17 protein-coding genes are annotated in these 22,390 nt (G+C 66.8%); 8 read left to right on the forward strand and 9 right to left on the reverse strand.

Annotated features, from left to right (window positions below):
• The first annotated feature begins 163 nt into the window (after positions 1–163).
• Positions 164–304 (forward strand): hypothetical protein, encoded by a 141-nt coding sequence (locus EI982_RS18215; RefSeq protein WP_199243836.1) that lies wholly within the window; start codon positions 164–166, stop codon positions 302–304.
• A gap of 15 nt (positions 305–319) precedes the next feature.
• Here the strand turns inward: EI982_RS18215 and EI982_RS01505 are convergent, their stop codons facing one another.
• Positions 320–958 carry an IS6 family transposase gene (locus EI982_RS01505; RefSeq protein WP_157687809.1) on the reverse strand — a complete coding sequence of 213 codons (639 nt, stop codon included), beginning with the start codon at positions 956–958 and terminating at the stop codon, positions 320–322.
• Positions 959–1,059: 101 nt separating this feature from the next.
• On the opposite strand from EI982_RS01505, the gene psmB reads away from it, so the two are divergent.
• Positions 1,060–1,797 (forward strand): archaeal proteasome endopeptidase complex subunit beta, encoded by a 738-nt coding sequence (psmB, locus tag EI982_RS01510; protein WP_157687810.1) that lies wholly within the window; start codon positions 1,060–1,062, stop codon positions 1,795–1,797.
• A 26-nt stretch (positions 1,798–1,823) separates the two neighbouring features.
• Here psmB and EI982_RS01515 read toward each other — a convergent pair whose 3' ends face one another.
• Positions 1,824–3,383, reverse strand: a complete 1,560-nt coding sequence (locus EI982_RS01515) for a glutamate-cysteine ligase family protein (RefSeq protein WP_157687811.1) — start codon at positions 3,381–3,383, stop codon at positions 1,824–1,826.
• A gap of 93 nt (positions 3,384–3,476) precedes the next feature.
• On the opposite strand from EI982_RS01515, the gene ligA reads away from it, so the two are divergent.
• From ligA to EI982_RS01530, 3 genes are all read left to right on the forward strand, one after another.
• Positions 3,477–5,138: an ATP-dependent DNA ligase LigA gene (ligA, locus tag EI982_RS01520; protein WP_157687812.1), complete on the forward strand. Its 1,662-nt coding sequence runs from the start codon at positions 3,477–3,479 to the stop codon at positions 5,136–5,138.
• Between the two features lie 348 nt (positions 5,139–5,486).
• Complete coding sequence (locus EI982_RS01525) at positions 5,487–7,103, forward strand: SipW-dependent-type signal peptide-containing protein (RefSeq protein ID WP_157687813.1); 1,617 nt, start codon at positions 5,487–5,489, stop codon at positions 7,101–7,103.
• 98 nt (positions 7,104–7,201) lie between these two features.
• The gene (locus tag EI982_RS01530; protein WP_157687814.1) at positions 7,202–7,963 is read left to right on the forward strand and encodes an MBL fold metallo-hydrolase; all 762 of its coding nucleotides are present in this window, start codon (positions 7,202–7,204) and stop codon (positions 7,961–7,963) included.
• Here EI982_RS01530 and EI982_RS01535 read toward each other — a convergent pair whose 3' ends face one another.
• From EI982_RS01535 to EI982_RS01545, 3 genes are read right to left on the reverse strand one after another with little or no spacing between them, the layout of a single operon-like run.
• Entirely contained in the window at positions 7,964–8,446 is a 483-nt protein-coding gene (locus EI982_RS01535; protein ID WP_157687815.1) for a hypothetical protein, read from the reverse strand.
• 41 nt (positions 8,447–8,487) lie between these two features.
• Positions 8,488–9,576, reverse strand: coding sequence for a DNA topoisomerase IV subunit A (locus EI982_RS01540; protein ID WP_157687816.1), 1,089 nt, complete (start codon positions 9,574–9,576; stop codon positions 8,488–8,490).
• On the reverse strand, positions 9,573–11,981 hold the full coding sequence (locus EI982_RS01545) for a DNA topoisomerase VI subunit B (protein WP_157687817.1): 2,409 nt from the start codon (positions 11,979–11,981) through the stop codon (positions 9,573–9,575). The genes EI982_RS01540 and EI982_RS01545 overlap by 4 nt, the downstream gene beginning before the upstream one ends.
• Positions 11,982–12,238: 257 nt before the next feature.
• Between EI982_RS01545 and EI982_RS19080 the strand changes: the two genes are divergently transcribed.
• Positions 12,239–15,844 carry a DNA gyrase subunit B gene (locus EI982_RS19080; RefSeq protein ID WP_157687818.1) on the forward strand — a complete coding sequence of 1,202 codons (3,606 nt, stop codon included), beginning with the start codon at positions 12,239–12,241 and terminating at the stop codon, positions 15,842–15,844.
• Positions 15,841–18,312 (forward strand): DNA gyrase subunit A, encoded by a 2,472-nt coding sequence (gyrA, locus tag EI982_RS01555; RefSeq protein ID WP_157687819.1) that lies wholly within the window; start codon positions 15,841–15,843, stop codon positions 18,310–18,312. The genes EI982_RS19080 and gyrA overlap by 4 nt, the downstream gene beginning before the upstream one ends.
• 114 nt (positions 18,313–18,426) lie before the next feature.
• Here gyrA and EI982_RS01560 read toward each other — a convergent pair whose 3' ends face one another.
• The gene (locus tag EI982_RS01560; protein WP_157687820.1) at positions 18,427–19,368 is read right to left on the reverse strand and encodes an NAD-dependent epimerase/dehydratase family protein; all 942 of its coding nucleotides are present in this window, start codon (positions 19,366–19,368) and stop codon (positions 18,427–18,429) included.
• 122 nt (positions 19,369–19,490) lie between these two features.
• Here EI982_RS01560 and EI982_RS01565 point away from each other — a divergent pair, with 122 nt between their 5' ends.
• The gene (locus EI982_RS01565; protein ID WP_157687821.1) at positions 19,491–20,024 is read left to right on the forward strand and encodes an Rrf2 family transcriptional regulator; all 534 of its coding nucleotides are present in this window, start codon (positions 19,491–19,493) and stop codon (positions 20,022–20,024) included.
• 46 nt (positions 20,025–20,070) lie between these two features.
• Here EI982_RS01565 and EI982_RS01570 read toward each other — a convergent pair whose 3' ends face one another.
• From EI982_RS01570 to EI982_RS18885, 3 genes are all read right to left on the reverse strand, one after another.
• Positions 20,071–21,249, reverse strand: coding sequence for an NAD(P)/FAD-dependent oxidoreductase (locus EI982_RS01570; RefSeq protein ID WP_157687822.1), 1,179 nt, complete (start codon positions 21,247–21,249; stop codon positions 20,071–20,073).
• A gap of 59 nt (positions 21,250–21,308) precedes the next feature.
• On the reverse strand, positions 21,309–22,112 hold the full coding sequence (locus tag EI982_RS01575; protein ID WP_157687823.1) for a nucleoside phosphorylase: 804 nt from the start codon (positions 22,110–22,112) through the stop codon (positions 21,309–21,311).
• Between the two features lie 82 nt (positions 22,113–22,194).
• Complete coding sequence (locus EI982_RS18885) at positions 22,195–22,326, reverse strand: hypothetical protein (RefSeq protein WP_257627319.1); 132 nt, start codon at positions 22,324–22,326, stop codon at positions 22,195–22,197.
• Between the last annotated feature and the right edge of the window lie 64 nt (positions 22,327–22,390).

Consider the following 22,390-nt stretch of genomic DNA (forward strand, 5'->3'; position numbering starts at 1 on the left):
CCGGATGTCCGGCGGTGTCGGTCGGCCTGGGGCGCCGTCGTCGTCATCCAAAGAATCACCCGACGTCGTCGGGATGAGTCGTGCGAACGGGGCGGAAAGCTTATATACGGCGCCCGCTCCAGCACCGGCTACGCAGATGTTCGACTCACTGTATCGCGCCGGCGTGTCCACCGTTTACCAGTTGACCCTCGTGGCCGGCATCGTCCTGATGCCGGTCGCCCTGCTCGCGAGCCGCCTCGGCGTTCCGGTGCCGGTCGGCGACATCGTGGCGGCCGTGGGGCGTGCCTACGAGAGCGCCGCGTGAGCGTCGGGGGTCGCGTTAACTTTGGCATCGATTCCACCAGACGGCGAGGGCTTGGAGCCACGATTCTGCTGTCGTCGGCTCCACGTGGCTGAACGTATTTGAAAACGAAGAGGTTCGTCGTTTTATCTCACGAAATAGACGTTCGACGGCATTCCGATTGCCATGGTGTTCGTATCTGCAATCGAGGCCGTGTCGATCGAGGGCAGTTTGGAGCCATTGAGCGTCGTCGACGAGAAACACGGCGGTTTCGACATCGTGTTTCTGGCGTAATTCACTCAGGAAGATTTCGGTTAAACCGGTCGTATACGTGCTAAAAAGCCGAATATGAAGGAATGTGTTCGTTTCAGGATCGATGGCGGCGTACAGCCAGTATTGCTGATCGTTGATTCGAATCACGGTTTCGTCAAGCGCAACGTGATTCGGGCTCGCACCGCCTTCGGGCTGTAGATCGGCCTTCTGCACCCAGTTGTGGACGGCCGTTCGAGAGCGTTCGACACCCAACCTTTCAAGAATCGAGATGGTATTCGAAAGTGATAGTCCTGCCACGTGCATCTGAATACCGAGTCGCATCGCGAACTCGGGTGTCCGCTGACGCTCCACAAAATCTAATTCGATCCAGTCGCTATCGTCGCTGAGGCGTGTGATTTCTGGCATAGAGCACTACGAAATCATCACGCCTCACTCTTCACGCTTAACTTGACACGACCGCGTCGGGAAGGGTTGCATTTATCAGCGCGCCCCCGCAAGGGCAGGTGATGCGTACTCCGACGAATCAGGACTTTTCACGGACACAGGAGCGTCTCGACGGCGGCGACCGGCCGGTGTTCGGCCCCGAGATCGGCGAGTTCACCGACACCGACCAGCGCCTCGCCGCGGCCGAAGACGAGGACAAGGAGATGAAAACCGGGACCACGACCGTCGGCCTCTCGACCGAGGACGGCGTCGTGATGGCGACCGACATGCGCGCGAGCGCCGGCCGGATGGTCTCCAGCAAGGATGTCCAGAAGGTCGAACAGATCCACCCGAACGCCGCCCTCACCATCGCGGGGTCGGTGTCGGCCGCCCAGTCGCTCATCAGCTCGCTTCGCTCCGAGGCCAGCCTCTACGAGACCCGACGCGGCAAGGAGATGAGCATGGAGGCGCTCTCGACGCTCACGAGTAACTTCCTCCGCTCGGGGGCCTTCTTCATCGTCTCCCCGCTCCTCGGCGGCGTCGACGAGGACGGTTCCCACGTCTACAGCCTCGACCCCCTCGGTGGACTGATGGAAGAGGACTACGCCGTCTCCGGCTCGGGGAGCCAGTACGCTCTCGGTGTCCTCGAACAGGAGTACGACGAGGAACTCTCGGTCGACGAGGCGAAGTCCGTCGCCGCCCACGGCATCCAGAGCGCGGTCGAACGCGACCTGGCCTCCGGCAACGGTATCAACGTCGCCGTCGTCACCGACGAAGGTGTCGAGATCACGAAACACAAGGACTTCGAGTCCCTGCTGTAGGCCGTCGCTTCTCCGCCGTCCGACGGCTACGTTCCGTCTCCGTCGTCCAACCAATCGGCGAACGACCCGTCGAGCAACGTCTCCGTCTGATTGTCCACGTAGGCACGCTGCATCGCGGGGATGGCCGTCGCCAGCGACGCGCCGTCCGCGACCCGCCGTCGCACCTGGTCACGTTTCCACGACGCCGGCGTGACGCCCGCCTCGACGCGCGCCCGCAGGGGCTCGACGTACGATTCGGCCTCGTCGGTCGCACAGCCCGCAGCCCGGAGTCCCTCGACGGCGTGGGAGAAGAGGTCGTCGTAGATGGTTTCGGGGTCGGTCGTCTCTTGGCCGTCGTTGGTGATCCAGCGTTGCTCGCCGGCGGTGCCGTGACGGGCCGCGGCGTAGAAGTTCTCCCGGGCGACGCCCCAGTCTTGGCCGATCACGGGGTGTTCGTGGCGGGGGAGACTCTCCATCAGGCCGGCGAAGGTCGCCAGGAAGGCGATGGAGTCGCGGACGGTCGGCTGGGCGGCGATGGGCCGGAACTCGATCCGGGCGTTGGCCGAGGAGCGGTCGGCGCCGTCGAAGACGGGGCGCACCCACCGCCAGAACGTGCCGTGCTTGCGCCGGAGCGTGGCGAACTTGTCGTCGAAGCGGTCGCCCCGGTCGACGGGCATGGGGACGACGGTCGGATCGTTGGCGACGCGGTCGACCGCCTCCTCGACGGTGTCGAGGTCACGCGGGAAACGCACCTTCTCGGCGCCCTCGGTGTTGAGGACCGACTCGAAGACGTGGATGCGGTTCTCCGCGCGGGCGTCCTCGACGACCGCCGCCGGGTCGACGCCCTCGTCGTAGAGGTCCGGGGGGAAGAACGGGGAGTTGACGCCGAGGGCCAGCAACGGCCCGGCGACACGCAGGGCGTAGTTGTGGTAGGTCGGCAGGTCGGAGGCGTGGGGCACCTGGTAGTGTGGCTGGATGGAGGTGATGAGGCTCTCGGGCATCACCGTGTCGGCCTCCAGACTGACGTGTGGCGCCTCGACGACGAAGGGGGTCGGCGCGTTCCGGCCGTTGGCCATCGCGTGGTACCGCACCGCGTCGGTCATGTTGGTGGCGACGCGGACCCCCTCGTCGGAGATGCTGTCGGTCAGATACCGACGGGCGGTTTCCCCCGACGGCGGGATCGTCCAGATGCCGTCGCTGACGAGGCGCATCCCCTCGATGCGTGTGGTCTGGAGCGCCGAGGAGAGGTGTGAACGGACGCCCGCCGCCTGCGCCCGGAGGCCCTCGGCGTTCAACGGCTGTGGGCTGGTCGTCATCTCCGCGTTGTGCAACCCGAGTTCCTTCTCGAAGCGGATGAGTTCGAGGAGTCGCCGCGGCACGCGGACGAGTTCCGAGCCCGCGTCGTCGTCGTCGCCGTTCCGCCGCCACCGGCCGTCGGCGACGGCGTAGAACTCGTACTCCAGTCCGACGATGGACCGGTGGTTGTCGAAGGTTCCGTCCTTGAGTTCGGCCTTCACCACCTCCGCGTCCGCCTGTGCCTGGGCGCGGAACTCCGAGACGTCCACGTCGAGGACGTCCCGAACCCGGGCCACCAGGTCACGGTTCATACCCACCCCTGCACGATACATCGTCTTGAATCCCGTGACTCCGAACACCGGAACCCGCCGCGCTTAAGCGCTCCCCGAACGGAGCCCGATCCGATGGATTTCGCCGACTTCGCCGACCGGGTCGCCGACGTCGAGGCCGAGACGGCCGATCTGGAGATCACGTCGCTGGCCGCGGGGTTGCTGGCCGACGCCGGTGACGACCTGTCCGTCGTCGTCCGGCTCCTGCTCGGACGGGTCGTGCCCGCCTGGGACACCACGACCCTCGACGTGGGGCCGAGCCTCTGTCACGAGGCGCTCGCGCGCGCCGCCGGGACGAACGTCACCGCGGACGACGTGGCCGACCGACTGGCCGAGACCGGCGACATCGGGGCCGTCGCCGAGTCGCTCGATACGGGCGGACAGCGGGGCCTCGCCGCGTTCGCCGCCGCCGACCCCGACCCCCTCACCGTCGCCGACGTCGACGACCGCCTGCGGGCGCTGGCGAACGCCGACGGATCGGGGAGCCAGGACCGCAAGGTCGACACCCTGTTCGGCCTGTTCAACCGCGCCGACCCGCTCGCGGCCCGGTACCTCGCCCGCCTCGTCCTCTCGGAGATGCGGATCGGCGTCGGCGAGGGGACGGTTCGGGACGCCATCGCCGAGGCGTTCGACGTCCCCGTCGACGCCGTCGAGCGCGCGCTCCAGGTGACCAACGACTACGGTGCGGTGGCGGTTCGCGCCCGCGACGAGGGGGTGGCGGGGCTGGCGGACGTGACGCTGACCGTCGGCCGGCCGGTGCGGGCGATGCTGGCCCAGACCGGCACCGTGGCCGACGCCCTCGACGCGTGGGGGACCGTCGCCGTCGAGACGAAGTTCGACGGCGCGCGGGTGCAGGTCCACCACGACCCCGACGGGGAGACGGCCGTCTACTCCCGGAACATGGCGGACGTGACCGACGCGCTCCCCGAACTCGTGGAGTTCGTCGAGGGCGCGGTCGACGTGCCGGTCATCCTCGACGGCGAGGCGCTCGCCGTCGACGACGACGGCAATCCCCTCCCCTTCCAGGCGGTGCTCCGTCGCTTCCGGCGCAAACACGACGTGGCCCGGATGCGCGAGGAGGTGGCCGTCGAACTCCGCGCGTTCGACTGCCTCCACGCGGACGGGACGGACCTGCTCGACGTCCCCCTCCGCGACCGTCGCGACCACCTCGAATCGACGCTGCCGTCCGGCCGCTCGCCGCTCACGATCACGGACGACCCCGACGCCGTCGCGGACCGGGAGGCCGAGGCGCTGGCGGCGGACCACGAGGGCATCATGCTGAAGAACCCCGACTCGGCGTACACGCCGGGCAAGCGTGGGCAGAACTGGCTGAAGCGAAAGCCCGAAGTCGAGACGCTCGATCTGGTCGTCACGGGCGCCGAGTGGGGCGAGGGGCGGCGGGCGAACCACCTCGGCACCTTCCTCCTGTCGGCACGGGACGCATCCACCGACGGCGACGACTTCGTCACCATCGGCAAGGTGGCGACGGGTATCTCCGACGAGCGACTGGCCGCCCTGAGCGACCGGCTGGAGCCGCTGATCCAGCGGCAGGACGGAACCGAGGTCGACATCGACCCAACCGTGGTCTTCGAAGTCGGCTACGAGGAGATTCAGGAGTCGCCCACGTACGGCTCGGGCTACGCGCTCCGGTTCCCGCGGTTCGTTGCCGTCCGCGAGGACAAGACGCCCGCGGACGCCGATTCGCTGTCGCGGATCGAGCGGCTGGCGGACGACTGATCTCCTGGTCCCGCAACGTCACAGCGGACCGGTTGTCGTTCACAGCGACACCGTTTTGATCAGCGTGTCTCGGAACGTTCTTTCGACACCCGTGAGCCGTCGCTCTCGTCGCGAAGTAATGCGCCAATGATATAAGAATCACCGCTCAGGCACCGCAATACCTCGATTAACCCCCGCTTAGTTGCATTAACTCCTCGCTTGACTCCGCTAACCGCTCAATAGCTAACGGGGTGTCATCCATTGGTCGATCCGGATGGCGGAGCGGTCCGACCCACAGGGCGTACGGCGTCGCCGCCGCACGACGGTTCGACTCCGTCGGTGGGCCTCCCCGCGAGGGGGAAGACAACAATGAGCGACCAACGATTCGACCTCTCCCGTCGGAAGGCACTCGCCGCTCTCGGAACCATCGGTGTCGCCTCCGCGGGCGCGGGCCTCGGGACGAGCGCGTACTTCAGTGATCAGGAGACCTTCGAGAACAACCAACTGACCGCAGGGACGCTGGATCTGGGTGTGGGCTATTCGACCCACTACTCGGACTGGAGCGACGGCGAAGGAGACGGCGTGAGCGTGCGGATGTACGACGGCGCCGCGGGCGAAACCGGAAGTGTGGACGACCTGCAGTCGGGCGAAACCGGCCTCCCGACGAACGACGCGTGGCTCATCGCCGTCGACGATCCCGATCAGTTCCTCGACAACACCCAGCAGAACGAAGTCCCGAACGACGGCTGTGGCGAGGTTGGCGCGCTAACGCAGGCCGACGGCGAGAGCGCGATCATCGACATTGGCGACGTCAAACCCGGCGACTTCGGCGAGGTCACCTTCGACCTCGAACTCTGTACGAACCCCGGCTACGTCTGGATCAACAACCCCGGCGGCTACACCGCCGACGAGAACGGAACGACCGAGCCCGAACGGGACGACCCCGACGAGGCGGACGGGGAAGGCGAGGACTACGACGATGTCGTCGAACTGCTCGACGTGGTGCAGGCCGCGGTGTGGCTCGACGACGGCGACAACTACCAAGACGGTGGGGAGAGCCCGCTGCTGGTCGACAGCCTCCGGAACGTCCTCGACGCGCTCAATAGTGGGAACGGCGTGCGGATCGACGGGCAGAACGTCGAGGCCGCGGACGCATCGCCTGACGACTTCACCTCGGTCGGAGTAAATCGGTTCGACTTCGACGGCGGTGGCAGCGATATCGACTTCGAACTCGTCGATGACCCCGCCGGTACCGGCAACAAGGTCGCTCACGCGACTTCCGGAGGTGTTCAGACGAACGATTACGCGACATCGGTCGTCTCGGTTAATGAGACGATCGGCAACATCAAAAGCGGGTCGCTCACCTACGAGTACTACGACGGCGCGAACAACACGAACGCCGCACCCGACGAGGTGTGGCTCCTGATCGAAGAAAGCGATGGAACCCGCCACGTCGTTCGCCACACGTCTAATGACGACTTCACCCAAGGCGGGAGTACCCCTCCCGGAGACGAGCAGTGGCTCACGCGGAACGTCCACCTCGAAATCGACGGTGATCCCGACCCCGAGGACAACCCCAACTTCTTCTGGTTCGACGGGGCCAGCAACAACATCCCCGACAGCGAGGCTGACGGCAACCAGACTGCGGACCTCGGCGCCGAGTTCGGTGACGACGCTACCGTTCTCGCTATGGGCATCGGAGTCGGCTCACCCTCTAGCAGTAGTGGCGTGGTGCCGGACATCTACTACCGTAATCCCCAGCTGGACGGCGAATCACTCGACTCCTTCCCCACTGCCTGTTTCCGCGGCGAGACCGACTTCAGCGCCGCCTTCGCGTGGTGGGTGCCGATCGACCACGGCAACGAGATCCAGACCGACACCGTCGAGTTCGACCTCGGCTTCTACACCGAGCAGTGCCGCCACAACGACGGCAGCGGCATGAACAACGAGGGCGTCAGCGACGAAGTCGACGACGACGCGGAGTAAGGTCGAACCGGCCGTCTGTGCCCCCCGTGATCTTTTCGCACGCTCGTCCCGCGACGCGGGACGCCGTGCATTTGTGTTCGCCCCCCGTTTACCGATGCATGATCCGCCACGACACCCTCACCGTCCGCTGGCTCGGCTACGCCACCGCCCGCCTCTCGGGGCCCGAAACCACCGTCTACACCGACCCCGGCCGCTACGGCGTCCTGACCGGTGACTGGGAGCCGCCGGAGGGCGTCGACACCCGCCATCCCGCCGGGCCGGCCTACGACGCCCGCGACGGCAACCTCGTCCTCGTCACGCACGACCACCACTACGACCCCGACGGGATCCGCCGCGTCGCCGCCCCGGACGCCACGCTCGTCGTCTACGAGGGCGTCGACGCCGAGCGCGCGGGTCGGCCGCCATCACCCGAAGCGCTCGCGGAACGGGAGGGGTACGATCTGATCCGGATCGGGGAGCGCGAGCGGGTCGAGGCGGCGGGCGTCCCCGTGCGGAGCCTCCCGGCGTACAACGACCCCGAGGGGTCGCACACGAGGCCGGACGGCTCCGTCGTCCACCCGGAGGGGTTCGGCGTCGGTTACGAGTTCGAACTCGGCGGCGTCCCGGTCTTCTGGCCCGGCGACTCCGACGTGTTACCCCACCACTCGGCTCTCGACGTCTCCCTCCTGCTGGCCAACATCTCGGGATCCGTGTGCATGGATCGCCACGAGGCGGCGTCGCTCGCGGCGGATCTGGACCCCGACCTCGTCTGTCCGATCCACTACGACACGCAGGCGTTTCTGGCCGCCGACTCCAAGGCGTTCGCGGCCGACGTTGCCAGTCGCGGCGTGCCGGTCGTTCTCGACGAAGGGTGGACGTGATCAGGTCTCCGTCGTCCACGACCCGATCCGCTCGAACTCGATTCCGTCCCCCTCCAGCAGTTCCACCAGCGTCGCGTTCCCCCGCGATACGTCGACGAACTCACCGTCGAGATGCGCATCGGGGTGTTCGGCGGGTTCTGGTTCGAAGTGGGCCGTCAGCTCCAGTCCGCTCGGGTGCGCGTAGCCGCGAACGTGTGTCTGCCACCACTCCAATCCGGACGGATGATCGCCGACGTACTGCACTCGCCGCACGTTTACGATTTCGTTGTGGTAGTGGTAGGACATTTCCCATCCCGGTTCGACGAAGCGTTCCCCGAGAAACGCCTCCGCCTCACCCTCGGTCATGTCGACGACGACGGCCGGGTTCTCCGGTTTGGGCTTCGAGAAGAACGTCTTCCGGAGCCACCAGAACGACCACTTGAGCGCCCGGAGCGGCGTCTCGGGCAGGTGACGGAGGCGGCCACGATCGGTGTCGAACGTCATACCGCCCGCTACGCCGTCGAGGGGAATAAGTGTAGTTTGAGCTATAAGATTCCCATCTGATCCAGTCGGTCGGGCAGGTACTCGTCGGTGACGAAATCGAGCCCGCGCGAGGCGAGCGCCTGCTGTTCGGCCTTCTTCCCGATGTCGAGTTGCAGTTCGATCTGTTCCCTCCAGTAGTCGGTGGTGAACCGTGGGTCGTCGAGTTCCGACTCCAGGGCGTTCACGTCGGAGTCGGCGAGGGGATCGGTCGGCAGGTCGTACTCGACGATGTCCTCGGGTTGGATGCCGACGAACTCCGCCTCGGGCGTCGCGAGGTACTCCGAGAGGTGGGCGCTCTTGATGGAGCCGTAGGCGACGGAGCCGTAGATGCGGTACGACCAGGGGTCGCCGTCGGTGAAGACCACCACTGGCAAGTCCAGTTCGTCGTGGAGCCGCTTGGTAATCCGCCGGGTCGCCCGCGCCGGCTGTCCCTTCAGGTGGACGATCAGGGCGTCGTGATCGGTGTCGAAGCCGTTCTCGACGAGGCGGTCGCGCATGCCGCCGGTCTCGACACAGAGGATGAACTCGATGTCGTGATCCAGGAAGTCGATGGTGTCGGGGTTGTTGGGGATCTGATACCCGCCCTCGCCGACGTCCTTCTGACAGTGGATCTCGCGCTCGCCGCGACGGGTCTGCTCGCGCAACTCCAGCGGTCCCATCAGCGTCGCACCCGACTCCTCGGGGCGCATGTGGAAGTCCTCGCGGGTGACGTCGGAGACGATTTCGAGGTCCTCGATCAACTGGTTGGACTCGTCCTGATCGGAGAAGGCGGCCTCGTCGGAGTCCCACGACTCCGAGAGGTAGTAGAGTTCACGCAGTGTCGAGGAACGGCCCTCCTCCAGTTGACGGGCGAGGAAGTCGATGGTGTAGGTGGCCTTCAGGAGCTTCCGGGCCCCCCGCACCGAGTTGGCCGAGCGCGTCGAGGTGCGGTCGCCGTAGACCCACACCCCGCTGTCCTCGTCGTATTCGATGTTGCTCTTGGTCCGCGTCGGGAGGGTCATCTCGGGCACCTCCCCCCGGTCGAACTGGTCGTAGAACTCCGCCGCGAGGTCGATCAACTGCCGTCGTGCGCGTTCGTCCTGAGAACTCATGTGTCCACCGTGAGCTTCTCGCTCTCGACGCCCTCGACGTCCACGTCGAAGGTCGCCCCGTCGCCGTCGCTCACCTCGTAGGTGAGCCGGGCCGTCTCACCCGCCGACACCGACGGGGACCACTGTACGAACCACTCGTCGTCGAGGTCGACCACCGACGCCCCGTCGCTCACCGCGGTCGGCTCCCGGTCGACGATGTCCGTCACGTCGAGGTCCTCGGCGCGCTCGGAGTGGTTCCGCACCGCGAGCGTGACCGTCCCGTCCTCGACCGTCCGCTCGACGAGGACGTTGTTCATGATGCGGCCGAGCGCGCCGTCGATGTTCGGCCGATCGCGGCCCGTCACCGACGCCAGCTTGTCCGCCATCTCGGGCAGGATGCGTCCCAGCACCTCCTGTTTGCGCCGGCGCTTCTCCAGTGACCGCCGGCGGTTGAGGTAGGACTTCAGCTCCCGTGCGGCCTCGCGGATGGCGAGTTCGATCTCGTCCTCGATCTCCGGGACGTTCGCCACCGCGTCCTTCGACTCGCTGGTGAAGGGGACGTTCGTCGACGCGACGTGGACCATCACCACCGCGGGGCCGGAGGGGAGGCCGCGACCCCCCGGCTGATCGAGCCCGTAGTTCCGCCAGCCGATCCCCTTGACGACGTCGGTGACGGCACACGCCCCGCGCTGGTAGACGAGGGGCACGCGGTTGGCAAAGCGCATCACGTCGGCCGAGCCGTCGCTCTCCAAGTCGCCGCCGTAGGCGATGCCCGCCTCGACGATGAATGGGTCGCCGCCGTGGACCTCGGCGTCGCGGGTCGCCGCCGCGTAGAAGTCGGCGTCGAACTCCTTGCGCAGGCCGGCCTCGACGAGTTCGGCCGTGATCGGCGAGAGACAGCCCGTCGGGGGCGCGAGGATGTCCGTCTCGCGCATCGCCTCCAGCAACTCGGAGGCGGTGTCCCGGTCGTCGGCGATGGTCTTCACCTTCGGAAGGTCGTCCGGAACCGTGGACATCACCGACCAGCAGGCCTCGACGACGTTCTCGCGGGCGGTGTCGCCGAAGGTGGCCCCGGTGGCCTCTTCGACCCGGTCGGCCGAGCGGTCGACGTACGCCGCGAGTTCGTCGCGGGTCGCCCGGTGGCGCGGGTCGTCGGCCCCGGCGAACTTGTCCGCGAGCCGTTCGGCCAGCCCCTGGATCGCGGCGTCGTCCTTCCGGGTGCTGGTCGCGTCGTCGATCCGCTCGTACAGCGTCGCGGTCAGGAGATCGGTCCGGGTACACTCGGCCCAGGCCGCGTCGACGGCGTTCTCCCGGACCGTCTCGCCGAACGTCTCGTCGAACTCCGCCTCGGTCGCGTCGGCGAGGTTCCCCACGATTTCGACGAGGTCGTGGTGAGCGATCCGCTCCCGGTCGCCGACCGTCTCCGCGACGCGGGTGGCGAACCAGTCGGTCGCGTCGGCGCTCTTGTTGGCGACGGCGTCGATCAGGGCGTCCTCGATATCGGCCTCGTCGTGTGGATTCGGCGTCGCCCACGCCATCTCGCGGCCGAAGTGCCGGTCCCGGAAGCGATCACACACCTTCGTCGACGTCTTGCCGCCGACGCGGGTGAACTCGCCCTGGAGGAAGCCCGAGACCGAGTACGACTCCGTCGCGTCGAGCATCTTCAGGAGCGTCCCGAGTTCGACGCCGTGGGGATGGGGGCGGATCTCCTCCGTCTCGGCGGGCAACTGGTCGGTGCCGCGCTCGAACTTCAGCGGCTCGTCGAGGCCCGGTTCCCGGAGTTCCACCCGGGCGTGTGGGTTGACGACTGCGGTGTGTTTGATGTAGTCGTGCAGCTGCGACCGGGCGCGCATGTTCGCCTCCATCTCCAACTCGATCCGGGTCCCGTGGGGCCGGTCCCACGACGTGGTGCGCTCGTTTCGGATCTCGGGTTCGTTGTCGTCGGTGTCGATGACGAGTTCGAAATACTGGGCGTCGGCGCTCCCCTTGGTTCGGCTGGTGATCTTCGCGGGCTTGCCGGAGGTGAGCTGTGAGTAGAGGACGGCGGCGGAGATACCGATTCCCTGCTGGCCGCGTGACTGCTCTCGAGCGTGAAACCGGGAGCCGTACAGTAGTTTGCCGAACACCCGCGGGATCTGCTCTTTCGTGATCCCGGGACCGTTGTCCTCGACGACGAGTCGGTAGTAGTCGTCGACCTCGGTGATCTCGACGTAGATGTCGGGGGCGATGCCGGCCTCCTCCGTGGCGTCGAGGGCGTTGTCCACCGCCTCCTTGACGGCGGTCACCAGCCCTCGGGCCCCGGAGTCGAACCCGAGCATGTGCTTGTTCTTCTCGAAGAATTCGGCGATGGAGATGGCCCGCTGGTTCTCGGCCAACTCCTCGGCGATCCCCCCTTCCTCGCCGAGCGTCGACTGGAACGATGTCATCCGTGAGCCTCCCTACCCGGACGACGTTTAAAAGGCCACCGCCAGCGGGGTGAAAGTGATCCGTCCACGTGCGCGCCCGAGCGCGCTCGACTCGGCTCTGCCGGCGAACGCGACGGTTCGCGGCCGGGCTGCCGGCGAACGCCGAACTCAGGTTGTCGAATCGAAACCGGATCTTCGTTTTGGAGTAATCGCAATTGTGGTCGCGCGCACGCGTGCGAGCGTTTAAGGGCTGTGACCGTCTAGCCCGTGTAGATTCTATGGCTGACGAACAAGCGTACGGAGCCGGACAGATACAGGTCCTGGAGGGTCTCCAGGCCGTCCGGAAGCGGCCGGCGATGTACATCGGATCGACGGACTCGCGCGGCCTCCACCATCTCGTCTACGAAGTCGTCGACAACGCCATCGACGAGGCGCTGGCGGGTCACTGCGACGCTATCGACGTGACCGTCCACGAGGACGACTCCGTGAGCGTCTCCGACAACGGGCGCGGCATCCCGGTCGACACCCACGCGGAGTACGACCGGCCCGCCGTGGAGGTCATCATGACCGTCCTCCACGCCGGCGGCAAGTTCGACAACAAGTCCTACCAGGTCTCCGGCGGCCTCCACGGCGTCGGGGTCAGCGTCGTCAACGCCCTCTCCGCGGAACTGGAGGTCATGATCAGACGCGACGGGGCCGTCTGGACCCACCGGTTCGAGCGCGGCGAACCCGCCGAGGGGGCCTTCGAGCGGGTCCGTGACCTCGACCCCGACGAGGAGACGGGGACGACGGTCCGGTTCTGGCCCGACGACGACATCTTCGAGACCAGCGACTTCTCCTTCGAGACGCTCACGACGCGCCTCCGAGAACTCGCCTTCCTCAACTCCGGAGTGGAGATCGGTCTCGCCGACGAGCGGGACGGCGAGTCCGTCACCTTCCGCTACGAGGGTGGCATCCGGGAGTTCGTCGAATATCTCAACGAGACCAAGACTGCCCTCCACGACGAGGTCGTCTACTTCGACGACGAGGAACAGGACATCTCCGTCGAGGTGGCGCTCCAAGCCACCGACGAACTCCAGGGGTCGATCCACGCTTTCGCCAACAACATCAACACCCGCGAGGGCGGCACCCATCTGACCGGATTCAAAACGGCGCTTACGCGCGTCGTCAACGACTACGCGACGGACAACGGCCTCCTGGGTGATCTCGACGGTACCCTCAAGGGTGAAGACGTCCGCGAGGGCCTGACCGCCGTCATCTCGGTGAAACACCCCGACCCGCAGTTCGAGGGCCAGACCAAGACCAAACTCGGCAACAGCGAGGTGCGCGGCATCGTCGAGAGCGCCGTCCACCAACATCTCGGCACCTTCTTCGAGGAGCATCCCGACACGGCGCGAGCCATCGTCGGCAAGGCCGTCGAGGCGGCGAAGGCCCGCCAGGCTGCGAAGAAGGCCGAGGAGCTGACCCGCCGCAAGAGCGCCCTGGAGTCGACGGCGCTCCCCGGCAAGCTCGCCGACTGTCAGTCGAAGGATCCCGGCGAGTCGGAGCTGTTCGTCGTCGAGGGCGACAGCGCGGGCGGGAGCGCCAAACAGGGCCGTGACCGGGAGTTCCAGGCCATCCTCCCGCTCAAGGGGAAGATCCTGAACGTCGAGAAACACCGGTTGGACCGCATCCTCGAGAACGACGAGATCCGGGCGCTCATCACCGCCATCGGCACCAGCATCGGCGAGGAGTTCGACATCGAGGAGGCCCGCTACGAGCGGATCATTCTGATGAGTGTCGACGGCTCCGAACACGGATTCGTCCGGGACGGCGACGGTCGGACACGATTCGTCGAGATCGGATCGTTCGTTGACGAGGTCATCGAGGCGGACGGCGAGGGATACGAGGAGTACGAAGTGCTTTGTTTCGGTCGCGACGACGAGACCACGAAGTTCCGCCCCATCGATCAGGTCATCCGGCACGAGATCGACGAACCGCTGTACAGAATCGAGACGGACTACGGGCGGAACCTGCGGGTGACTGCCTCCCACAGCGTGTTCGTTCACCGGGATGGAGAGATCGAACTCGCAGCAGGCGACGAGATCGCCCCCGGAGATCGGGTCGTCGCGCCACGATCCGTCCCGCTACACGGGGATCGAGACGGCGAGCGGATCGACCTGCTTGCCGAACTCGTCGAGCGTGGCGACGCGTTCGATTCGGAGATTTACGCGCGCGGGGACGGGATCGAAGAGTTGCTCGAACACAGGGTGCGCGAGGAGTACGCCGCGGACGGAGGCGTCGTGGCTCGTGCCGAGCCACGCGTCGACGCCCCGGCGTCGGTTCGGGAGACGCTACGCGCCCAGCGGACGGATGCCGAACTGACACAGCGGGACGTCTGCGACGCAGTCGGCGTCGCGCAACCGATCACGGTTTCGGAGTGGGAACGGGGCCAGTCGCGGCCGACCGTCTCGAACTTCCAAGCATACTGTGAGGCCATCGGCGTCTCCCCCGCCGCAGTGATGGAGCAGGTGTCGGTCGTGGACTCCCTGCTCGACCAGCGGTGGAACGAGCAGTACGAGGGGTCACCTGCGAATCGCGTCACGGAGTACGTTCGCGTCAGCGAACTAACCGAGGACGACCTCGAACACATTCCCGAGGACGCCGAAGTGACGCTCACCCCCGAACACTACGCCGACGAAGCCGTCGATAGATACGTGCAGGTCGACGAGACGCTCCTCGAACTGCTCGGCTTCTATGCCGCCGACGGGTCCAGTTCCCCCCGCAACGGGATTCGACTCGCGATGGGGCCGAACAACCGCGAGCTTGTAGAGAGATACCGCGATGCGTTCGAACACGTCTTCGGGATTCGAGCCAAGCACAGCGAGGCCGACGGTCGCGTCGACGAAGTGAAACTCGTCAACCGCGTCGCCGCGCTCGTCTGGGAGCGGGTGTTCGGCTGCACTGGCGAGACGGCCGCATCGAAGACCGTGCCGGATCTCGTCTTCGACGTGCCGAGGCCGCTCCAGCGCGCGTTCCTGCGGGGTTACCTCCACGGCGACGGGTCCGTCTCGGAGACGAAGCTCTCGTGGACGACCTGTTCGCGCGATCTCGCCAGCGGGATCATGTACCTCCTCTCCGCGCAGGGCGTCGTGGCGTCTCACTCGGTGACGCCGGCGGACGAGATCGGCGGATACGGAACGAACGCGGATCGGCACACGATCACGGTCGCCGCACGCTCCGACCTCGCGGAGATCGACGACGTCTGGAAACACCACCGCGACGGGAATCGACTGCGACCGAAAGTCGAGCACGGTAGCGACAACGAGGGCACCCGCCGGTACCACGAGATCTCCGACGATCTGGTTGCGCTGTCGGTCCGACGCGTCGAACGCGTCGACCCGACCGGGGAGTACGTCTACGACTTCTCGGTCGAGCACGACGAGAACTTCGTCGCTGGAATGGGTGGGCTCTGTGCACACAACACCGACGCCGACGTCGACGGCGCCCACATCCGCACCCTGCTGCTCACGCTGCTCTACCGTCACATGAAGCCCCTGCTGGAACGCGGTTACGTCTACGCCGCCCAACCCCCGCTCTACCGCGTCAGGTATCGCGGCGAGACCTACGACGCGATGAGCGAGGCCGAGCGCGACCGGATCGTCGAGGAGAAATGTAACGGCGAGGCCGACCAGGTTCAGCGGTTCAAGGGCCTGGGCGAGATGAACCCCGATCAGCTCTGGGAGACGACGATGAACCCCGAAAACCGGATCCTGAAGCGCATCTCCGTCGAGGACGCGGCGGCGGCCGACCGCATGTTCTCGATCCTGATGGGCGACGCGGTCGAACCGCGAAAACAGTTCATCAAGGAGAACGCGAGCGACGCGGAGTGGGTGGACATATGAGCTCGGACATCCCCGAGGACTCGGCGGCGCCGGCCCGCCGGGTCGAGACGGCCCGGATCGAACAGGAGATGGAGCAGTCCTACATCGACTACGCGATGTCGGTCATCGCGGGACGGGCGCTCCCCGACGCCCGCGACGGCCTCAAACCCGTCCACCGACGCATCCTCTATGCCATGCACGAGGCGGGCGTCACCTCCCGGGCCTCCCACCGGAAGTCGTCCTCCGTCGTCGGCGAGACGATGGGCGACTTCCACCCCCACGGCGACTCAGCCATCTACGACGCGTTGGCGCGGATGGCCCAGGGCTTCTCGATGCGCGCGCCGTTGGTCGACGGCCAGGGCAACTTCGGCTCCGTCGACGGCGACCCGCCGGCGGCCATGCGCTACACCGAGGCCCGGATGTCACCCATCGCCGAGGAGTTGCTCGCGGACATCGGGAAGGACACCGTCGACTTCTCGACGAACTACGACGGGCGGAAACAGGAGCCCGACGTGTTGCCCGCGGCCTTCCCCAACCTGCTGGTCAACGGCTCCTCGGGCATCGCGGTCGGCATGTCGACGAACGTGCCGCCGCACAACCTCGGCGAGGTGATCGACGCGACGATCCACCTCATCGAGAACCCGGACTGCACCGTCGAGGACCTGATGGAACACGTCGTCGCGCCCGACTTCCCGACCGGCGCGAACATCGTCGGCCGCAACGCCATCTACAAGGCGTACAAGACGGGCCGGGGTCGCCTCCGGGTCCGGGCGGAGATGGAGGCCGACGAGGACCGCATCGTCGTCACGGAACTCCCCTACCAGGCGAACAAGGCGCGCCTGATCGAGCGCATCGCCGACGACGTCAACGAGGGGAAACTCGACGGCGTGCGCGACCTGCGCGACGAGTCCGACCGCGACGGCATCCGCATCGTGATCGAACTCAAGCGCGGGGCGAACCCGGACGTGGTGAAAAACCAGCTGCTCGAATCCCACCTCGAAACGACCTTCGGCGTCATCAACCTCGCGCTGGTGGACGGTCAGCCGAGGGTGCTCGACCTCAAGGAGACCCTGGAGGTCTACCTCGATCACCGGCGCGAGGTCGTCCGCCGGCGCAGCGAGTACGACCTCGCCGAGGCCGAGGACCGCGCTCACATCCTCGACGGGCGACTAACGGCTCTTGAGAACGCCGACGAGGTGGTCGAACTCATCCAGGACGCCGCGGACCGCGACGCCGCGAAGGCGGCGCTGAAAGCCGCCTTCGACTTCTCGGACGACCAGGTCGATCACATCGTCGCCATGCAACTCGGCAGCCTCACCTCGATGGAGACGGCCGCCATCGAGGAGGAGTACGCGGAGGTGCAAGCGCGGATCGACCGACTGGAGGAGATCCTGGACAACGAGTCCGAACTCCTCGGCGTCATCGAGGACGAACTCCGGGAGATCAAAGCCGACTACGCCGACGAGCGCCGCACCCGGATCATCGAGGACGACGGCGAGGTAACCGACGAGGACCTCATTCCCCAGGAGGACACTCTCGTCGTCGTCAGCGAGGACGACTACATCAAGCGGATGTCGCTGTCGGCGTTCGACCCCCAGCACCGCGGCGGCAAGGGGATCATCGGCGCGGACCTCAAGGAGGGCGACCGCGTCTCCTCGGTCTTCCTCGCGAACACCCACGACTACCTGCTCTGTTTCACCAACCGGGGGCAGGTGTACAAGCTGAAGACCTACCAGGTGCCCGAGATGGGCCGCACGGCCCGCGGCAAGTCGGCGGTGAACCTGCTCGACCTCGACGACGGCGAGGAGATCGAAGCGGTCGTCGACTGCGAGAGCCTGGAGGACGACGCGGAGCGCTATCTCACCATGGCGACCCGCGACGGTCGCGTGAAACGCACCGCAGTCGACGAGTTCGGCAACATCCTCTCGACCGGCATCCGGGCCATCCGCCTCGCCGAGGGTGACGCCCTCGTGGACGTCGAGTTGACCGACGGCGACCACGACCTGATCGTCGCCACCGGCGGCGGCATGAGCATCCGGTTCGACGAGAACGAGGTCCGACCCATGGGACGCGACGCCCGCGGCGTCGGCGGCATCAAACTCGAGGGCTCGGATCACGTCGTCGGCCTGGCCGCCGTCGACCCCACGGACCACGACTGGGTGCTGTCGGTGACCGACAACGGCTACGGCAAGCGCTCGCCGGTCGACGCCTACCGACAGCAGTCCCGCTACGGCAAGGGGCTGATCGACATCAAGACCAACGAGCGCAACGGCCCGGCCTGTGCCATCGACGCCGTCGGCCCCGGCGACGACCTCGTGGTGATGAGCGAGGACGGACAGATCATCCGAACGCCCGTCGAGGACGTCTCGACGGTCGGACGCAACACGATGGGCGTCATCGTGATGGATCTGGACGCCGGCGACGCCGTCGCCTCGGTGGCCGTGATCCCCGCCGAGCGGACGGGTGAGGGCGAACTCGACGACGCCTGACCCCACACGCGACGGCCGACGCTCGCCCGACGTGCTCGCGGCGAACGCCACCGCGGGTTCGCCCCGCCCGCCGTGGTCGTCGCAGTGGCTGATCGCGTGAAAATGCGGTCGGCGTCAGTCCTTGTACGGTGCACACACGCGAGCGACGCCCTCCTCGAAGCCCACTTCGGGCTCCCAGCCGGTGGCCTCGCGGAGTTTCGTGGCGTCGGCCAGCGTGTCGTGGACGTAGACAGGCAGCGGGTTCTCGACGTACTCGGGGTCGACGTCGGTGCCGAGTTCGTCGTTGATCATCCCGACCATCGTGTTGAACGTGTAGCTCTCGCCGGTGCCGACGTTGTAGACCCCGTCGAGTTCGTGGTCGGCGACGAGTTCGATGGCTCGGACCACGTCGTCGACGTGGGTGAAGTCACGGGTCTGCGTGCCGTCGCCGAAGAGGACGGGCGACTCGCCGTCGGCGATGGCGTCGGCGAACTGCGCCACCGTGTTCGCGTACTCGCCTTTGTGTTCCTCGGCGCCGCCGTAGCCCTGGTAGACCGAGAAAAAGCGCAGGCCGGCGAGTGTCATGTCGTAGTGGTTGCCGAAGTACTCGCCGTAGCGCTCGCGGGCGAGCTTCGACGCCTCGTAGCAGGTGCGCGCCTCGACGTCCATCTCCTCGGGCGAGGGTTCGGTCCGGGAGCCGTAGATGGAGGAGGTGGTGGCGTAGACGACGGTGTCACAGCCGTCCTCGCGGGCCTGTTCGACCGTGTTGACGAAGCCCTCGACGTTGACGCGCGTGGCCTCGCGTTTGTTCTCCTCGACCATCGTATAGGAGGAGTAGGCCGCGAGGTGGAAGACGACGTCCACGTCGGTCGGTAGGTCGTCGTCGAGGACGCTCCCGTCGACGAACTCGACGGGGCCGTCGGCGTTGCCCTCGGCGTCGACGCCGTCGAGGTTCTCGGGCGTCCCGAGGTGGCAGTCGTCGAGCGCGACGACATCGTTGTCGGCGGCGAGATGGTTCGCCAGGTTCGAACCGATGAATCCCGCGCCGCCCGTCACGAGGACTCGTTTCCCTCTCATGAGGGAAGAGGAATCCCGATAGATGCAAAGCTGTATCGCTTTCGTCACGACGAGGTGGCGAACTCGGACGTCGTTTCCTCACATCCATCGAATTTAATAACGCTAGTCACAAACCCCATGGCATGTCATCAATCGAACTGACCTCGAGTCAGAAGACGATCCTGACCGCCCTCATCAACCTCCATCGCGAGACTGAGGACGCGGTGAAGGGGGAGGACATCGCCGACGAGGTCGACCGGAATCCGGGCACAATCCGCAACCAGATGCAGAGTCTCAAAGCGCTCCAACTCGTCGAGGGCGTACCGGGGCCGAAAGGCGGGTACAAGCCGACGGCCAACGCCTACGAGGCACTCGACGTGGATCAGATGGACGAACCGGCCGCCGTGCCCCTGCTCCACAACGGCGAACCCGTCGACACGGCGAACGTGGGCGAGATCGACCTCTCGTCGGTCCACCACCCCGACCTATGTCGGGCCGAGATCCACGTCCAGGGTTCGGTCCGGGAGTTCCACGAGGGCGACAAGGTGCGCGTCGGCCCCACGCCGCTCTCGAAACTCGTCGTCGACGGGACGGTCGACGGCAAGGACGACACCGACAACATCCTGATCCTGCGGATCGACGACATGCGGGCGCCCGCGGAACAGCCCGAGCACTGAGCACCCGTCCGCGATATCCGCTACCTCGCCATCGCTCTCGGCCCCGTTACATGTCCGACCAGGCGTCGATGGCCCGGCCGAGCGAGGAGACGTCCGCGATCCAGCGTGCGGCGACCGCTTTCTTCAGCAGTTCGGCGCCGACGCCGCCGAACGTATCGATCGGGAGCGGGTCGACCCCGTGGGCGACCGCCTCGTCGCCCACGGAGATGAGCGTCCCCTTGTCGTCGTAGGTCCAGGTCTCGAGCGACCGTCCCTCGACGGCGCGGGCGAGGTTCTCGCCGGCGACTTCGGCGGCCTGCCAGGCGGCCTGTGCGGTCGGCGGCGCGAACTCCTCCGGTCCCTGTTCGATCAGCGCCGTGTCGCCGATGGCGAACACCCGGTCGTCGCTCGTCCGGAAGTCGCGGTCGGCGTACACCCGATTGCTCCGGTCGTCCTTGTCGACGGCCGCGTCTTCGAGTTCGGCCTGTCCCGTGATCCCGCCGGTCCAGACGAAGACGTCGTAGTCGAGTTCGGTCGGGTCCTCGTCCTCGCCGCCGCCGACGTAGATGGTGTCGGCGTCGACCTTCGAGACGAACTCGCCGGTCATGATGTCGACCCCGGCGGCCTCCAGTCGCTTGCGGAGCGCCCCTTGGAGTTCGGGATCGTTGCCGGGGAAGACCTCGTCCAGTCCCTCGACGAGGGTCACGTCGACGGGCGCGCGGTGGTCGTCCCGGTAGGCGGCGACTTCGCCGGCCGTCTGGATACCGGAGAGCCCGGCACCGCCGACGACGACCTGTGCGGGGTCGGAGCGCGTGGCCTCCCCGGCCGCGCCGGCCAGGTCGCGGTGGATCTCCCGGGCGTCGTCGAGGCTCTTGAGCGTGTGGGCGTGTTCTTCGAGTCCCTCGATGCCGTAGAAGGCGGTGCGACTCCCCAGTGCGACGAGCAGGTAGTCGTAGGGGACCGACTTGCCGTCGCGGAGGTGGATCTCCCGTTCGTCGACGTCGATACCCGTGACGCGGCCCTGTGTGAACGTCGTCTCGGGGGGTTTGATCTCGTCGACGGGGATCGATATCTTGGGGGCGACGTTCGTGTCCCGAACGACGCGGTGGGCCTCGTGAAGGACGAGATGATAGTCGTGCTCGGAGATCCAGGTGAGTTCGGCGCTGTCGTCCGCCGCTTCCTCGAAACTGGTGACGGCGCCGGCACCGGCGTACCCGGACCCGAGTACGACGACCTGTGCGGTCATGGCGGACACTCCGAATCCCCTCGTTATAGGGATGTTGGAACGTCGCCGGACGGTACCGACTACAGCGAGAGGTCGGCGTGCCACGCGTCGGCGCCCGACGCCTCGCGTCGCTCGCCCATCCGGTGGAGGAGCGCGGCCGCGAGGCTGCCCACCTCCGCGGCCCGACCCTCTCCCTCGGTCCGGAACTCGCCCGTCGTTCGGTTGGCGAAGACGGTACACACCGCGCCCGCACGGAGCCCGTAGAGGTTCGCGAGCGTCAGCACGGCGCTCGCCTCCATCTCGATGTTCTTGACGTTCGCGGTCCGAAGGTCGTCGAGCAACGAGTCGGTCCCCGGGGCCTCGAACCCCTCGAACCCCGGACGGGCCTGCCCGGCGTAGAAGCTGTCCGTACTCAGGGAGATCCCGCAGTGGTAGTCGTAGCCGAGTCGCTCGGCGGCCGCCACCAGCGCCGAGACGACCGCGTGGTCCGCGACGGCGGGGTAGTCCGGGCGGACGTACTCCTCGCTCGTCCCCTCGCCCCGCACTGCGCCGGTCGTGATGACCAGGTCGCCGACCGATATCTCGGGGTGGATGGCGCCACAGGATCCGACCCGGAGGAACGTCTCCGCCCCGACGCGTGCGAGTTCCTCGACGGCGATGGCGGCGGAGGGGCTCCCGATGCCCGTCGAGGTGACCGAGACCGGTTCGCCATCGTACGCTCCGGTCGCGGTGCGGTACTCCCGGTGGGTCGCGACCGTCTCGGCCTCGTCCCAGCGGTCGGTCACGACGTCGACACGGTCGGGGTCGCCGGGGAGCAACACCGTGTCGGCGACGTCTCCCGGCGCGACTTCGAGGTGGTACTGGCGGTCGGTGTCGTCTGCCATGGGACCCCGTACGGATACGGGGCGCAAATAGCTACGGCGGCTGGACACCTCCGCGGCGGGGGACTCGCAGCCTGACCGCCGGTTACCGGTACTCGGCGGTGACCCAACTACAGGCCGAACAGGCGTGGATGCCTTGGACGTTCAACACGGTGCTCTCACAGGACGGACAGGTCGATAGCTCGGACGGATCGGTGACTCGGCTGGCTTGTGCCATCTTGATAGAACGATGTCATCCGTCTCATAAAAGTCTGCTGTTGGTATGTGTTACATAGACGTAA

Origin of the sequence: Haloplanus salinarum, from assembly GCF_009762275.1 — an archaeon.
GTDB classification, from domain to species: Archaea; Halobacteriota; Halobacteria; order Halobacteriales; family Haloferacaceae; genus Haloplanus; species Haloplanus salinarum.

What these genes read in the sequence shown, in the direction of transcription:
- EI982_RS01530 (WP_157687814.1), top strand. Translation starts at nt 7,202, where the DNA reads ATGATCCGCCACGACACCCTCACCGTCCGCTGGCTCGGCTACGCCACC.
- EI982_RS01575 (WP_157687823.1), bottom strand. Translation starts at nt 22,112, where the DNA reads ATGGCAGACGACACCGACCGCCAGTACCACCTCGAAGTCGCGCCGGGA.
- gyrA (WP_157687819.1), top strand. Translation starts at nt 15,841, where the DNA reads ATGAGCTCGGACATCCCCGAGGACTCGGCGGCGCCGGCCCGCCGGGTC.
- EI982_RS01565 (WP_157687821.1), top strand. Translation starts at nt 19,491, where the DNA reads ATGTCATCAATCGAACTGACCTCGAGTCAGAAGACGATCCTGACCGCC.
- EI982_RS01515 (WP_157687811.1), bottom strand. Translation starts at nt 3,383, where the DNA reads ATGAACCGTGACCTGGTGGCCCGGGTTCGGGACGTCCTCGACGTGGAC.
- EI982_RS01525 (WP_157687813.1), top strand. Translation starts at nt 5,487, where the DNA reads ATGAGCGACCAACGATTCGACCTCTCCCGTCGGAAGGCACTCGCCGCT.
- EI982_RS01545 (WP_157687817.1), bottom strand. Translation starts at nt 11,981, where the DNA reads ATGACATCGTTCCAGTCGACGCTCGGCGAGGAAGGGGGGATCGCCGAG.
- EI982_RS19080 (WP_157687818.1), top strand. Translation starts at nt 12,239, where the DNA reads ATGGCTGACGAACAAGCGTACGGAGCCGGACAGATACAGGTCCTGGAG.
- EI982_RS01540 (WP_157687816.1), bottom strand. Translation starts at nt 9,576, where the DNA reads ATGAGTTCTCAGGACGAACGCGCACGACGGCAGTTGATCGACCTCGCG.
- EI982_RS01505 (WP_157687809.1), bottom strand. Translation starts at nt 958, where the DNA reads ATGCCAGAAATCACACGCCTCAGCGACGATAGCGACTGGATCGAATTA.
- ligA (WP_157687812.1), top strand. Translation starts at nt 3,477, where the DNA reads ATGGATTTCGCCGACTTCGCCGACCGGGTCGCCGACGTCGAGGCCGAG.
- EI982_RS01560 (WP_157687820.1), bottom strand. Translation starts at nt 19,368, where the DNA reads ATGAGAGGGAAACGAGTCCTCGTGACGGGCGGCGCGGGATTCATCGGT.
- EI982_RS01570 (WP_157687822.1), bottom strand. Translation starts at nt 21,249, where the DNA reads ATGACCGCACAGGTCGTCGTACTCGGGTCCGGGTACGCCGGTGCCGGC.
- EI982_RS18885 (WP_257627319.1), bottom strand. Translation starts at nt 22,326, where the DNA reads ATGGCACAAGCCAGCCGAGTCACCGATCCGTCCGAGCTATCGACCTGT.
- psmB (WP_157687810.1), top strand. Translation starts at nt 1,060, where the DNA reads ATGCGTACTCCGACGAATCAGGACTTTTCACGGACACAGGAGCGTCTC.
- EI982_RS01535 (WP_157687815.1), bottom strand. Translation starts at nt 8,446, where the DNA reads ATGACGTTCGACACCGATCGTGGCCGCCTCCGTCACCTGCCCGAGACG.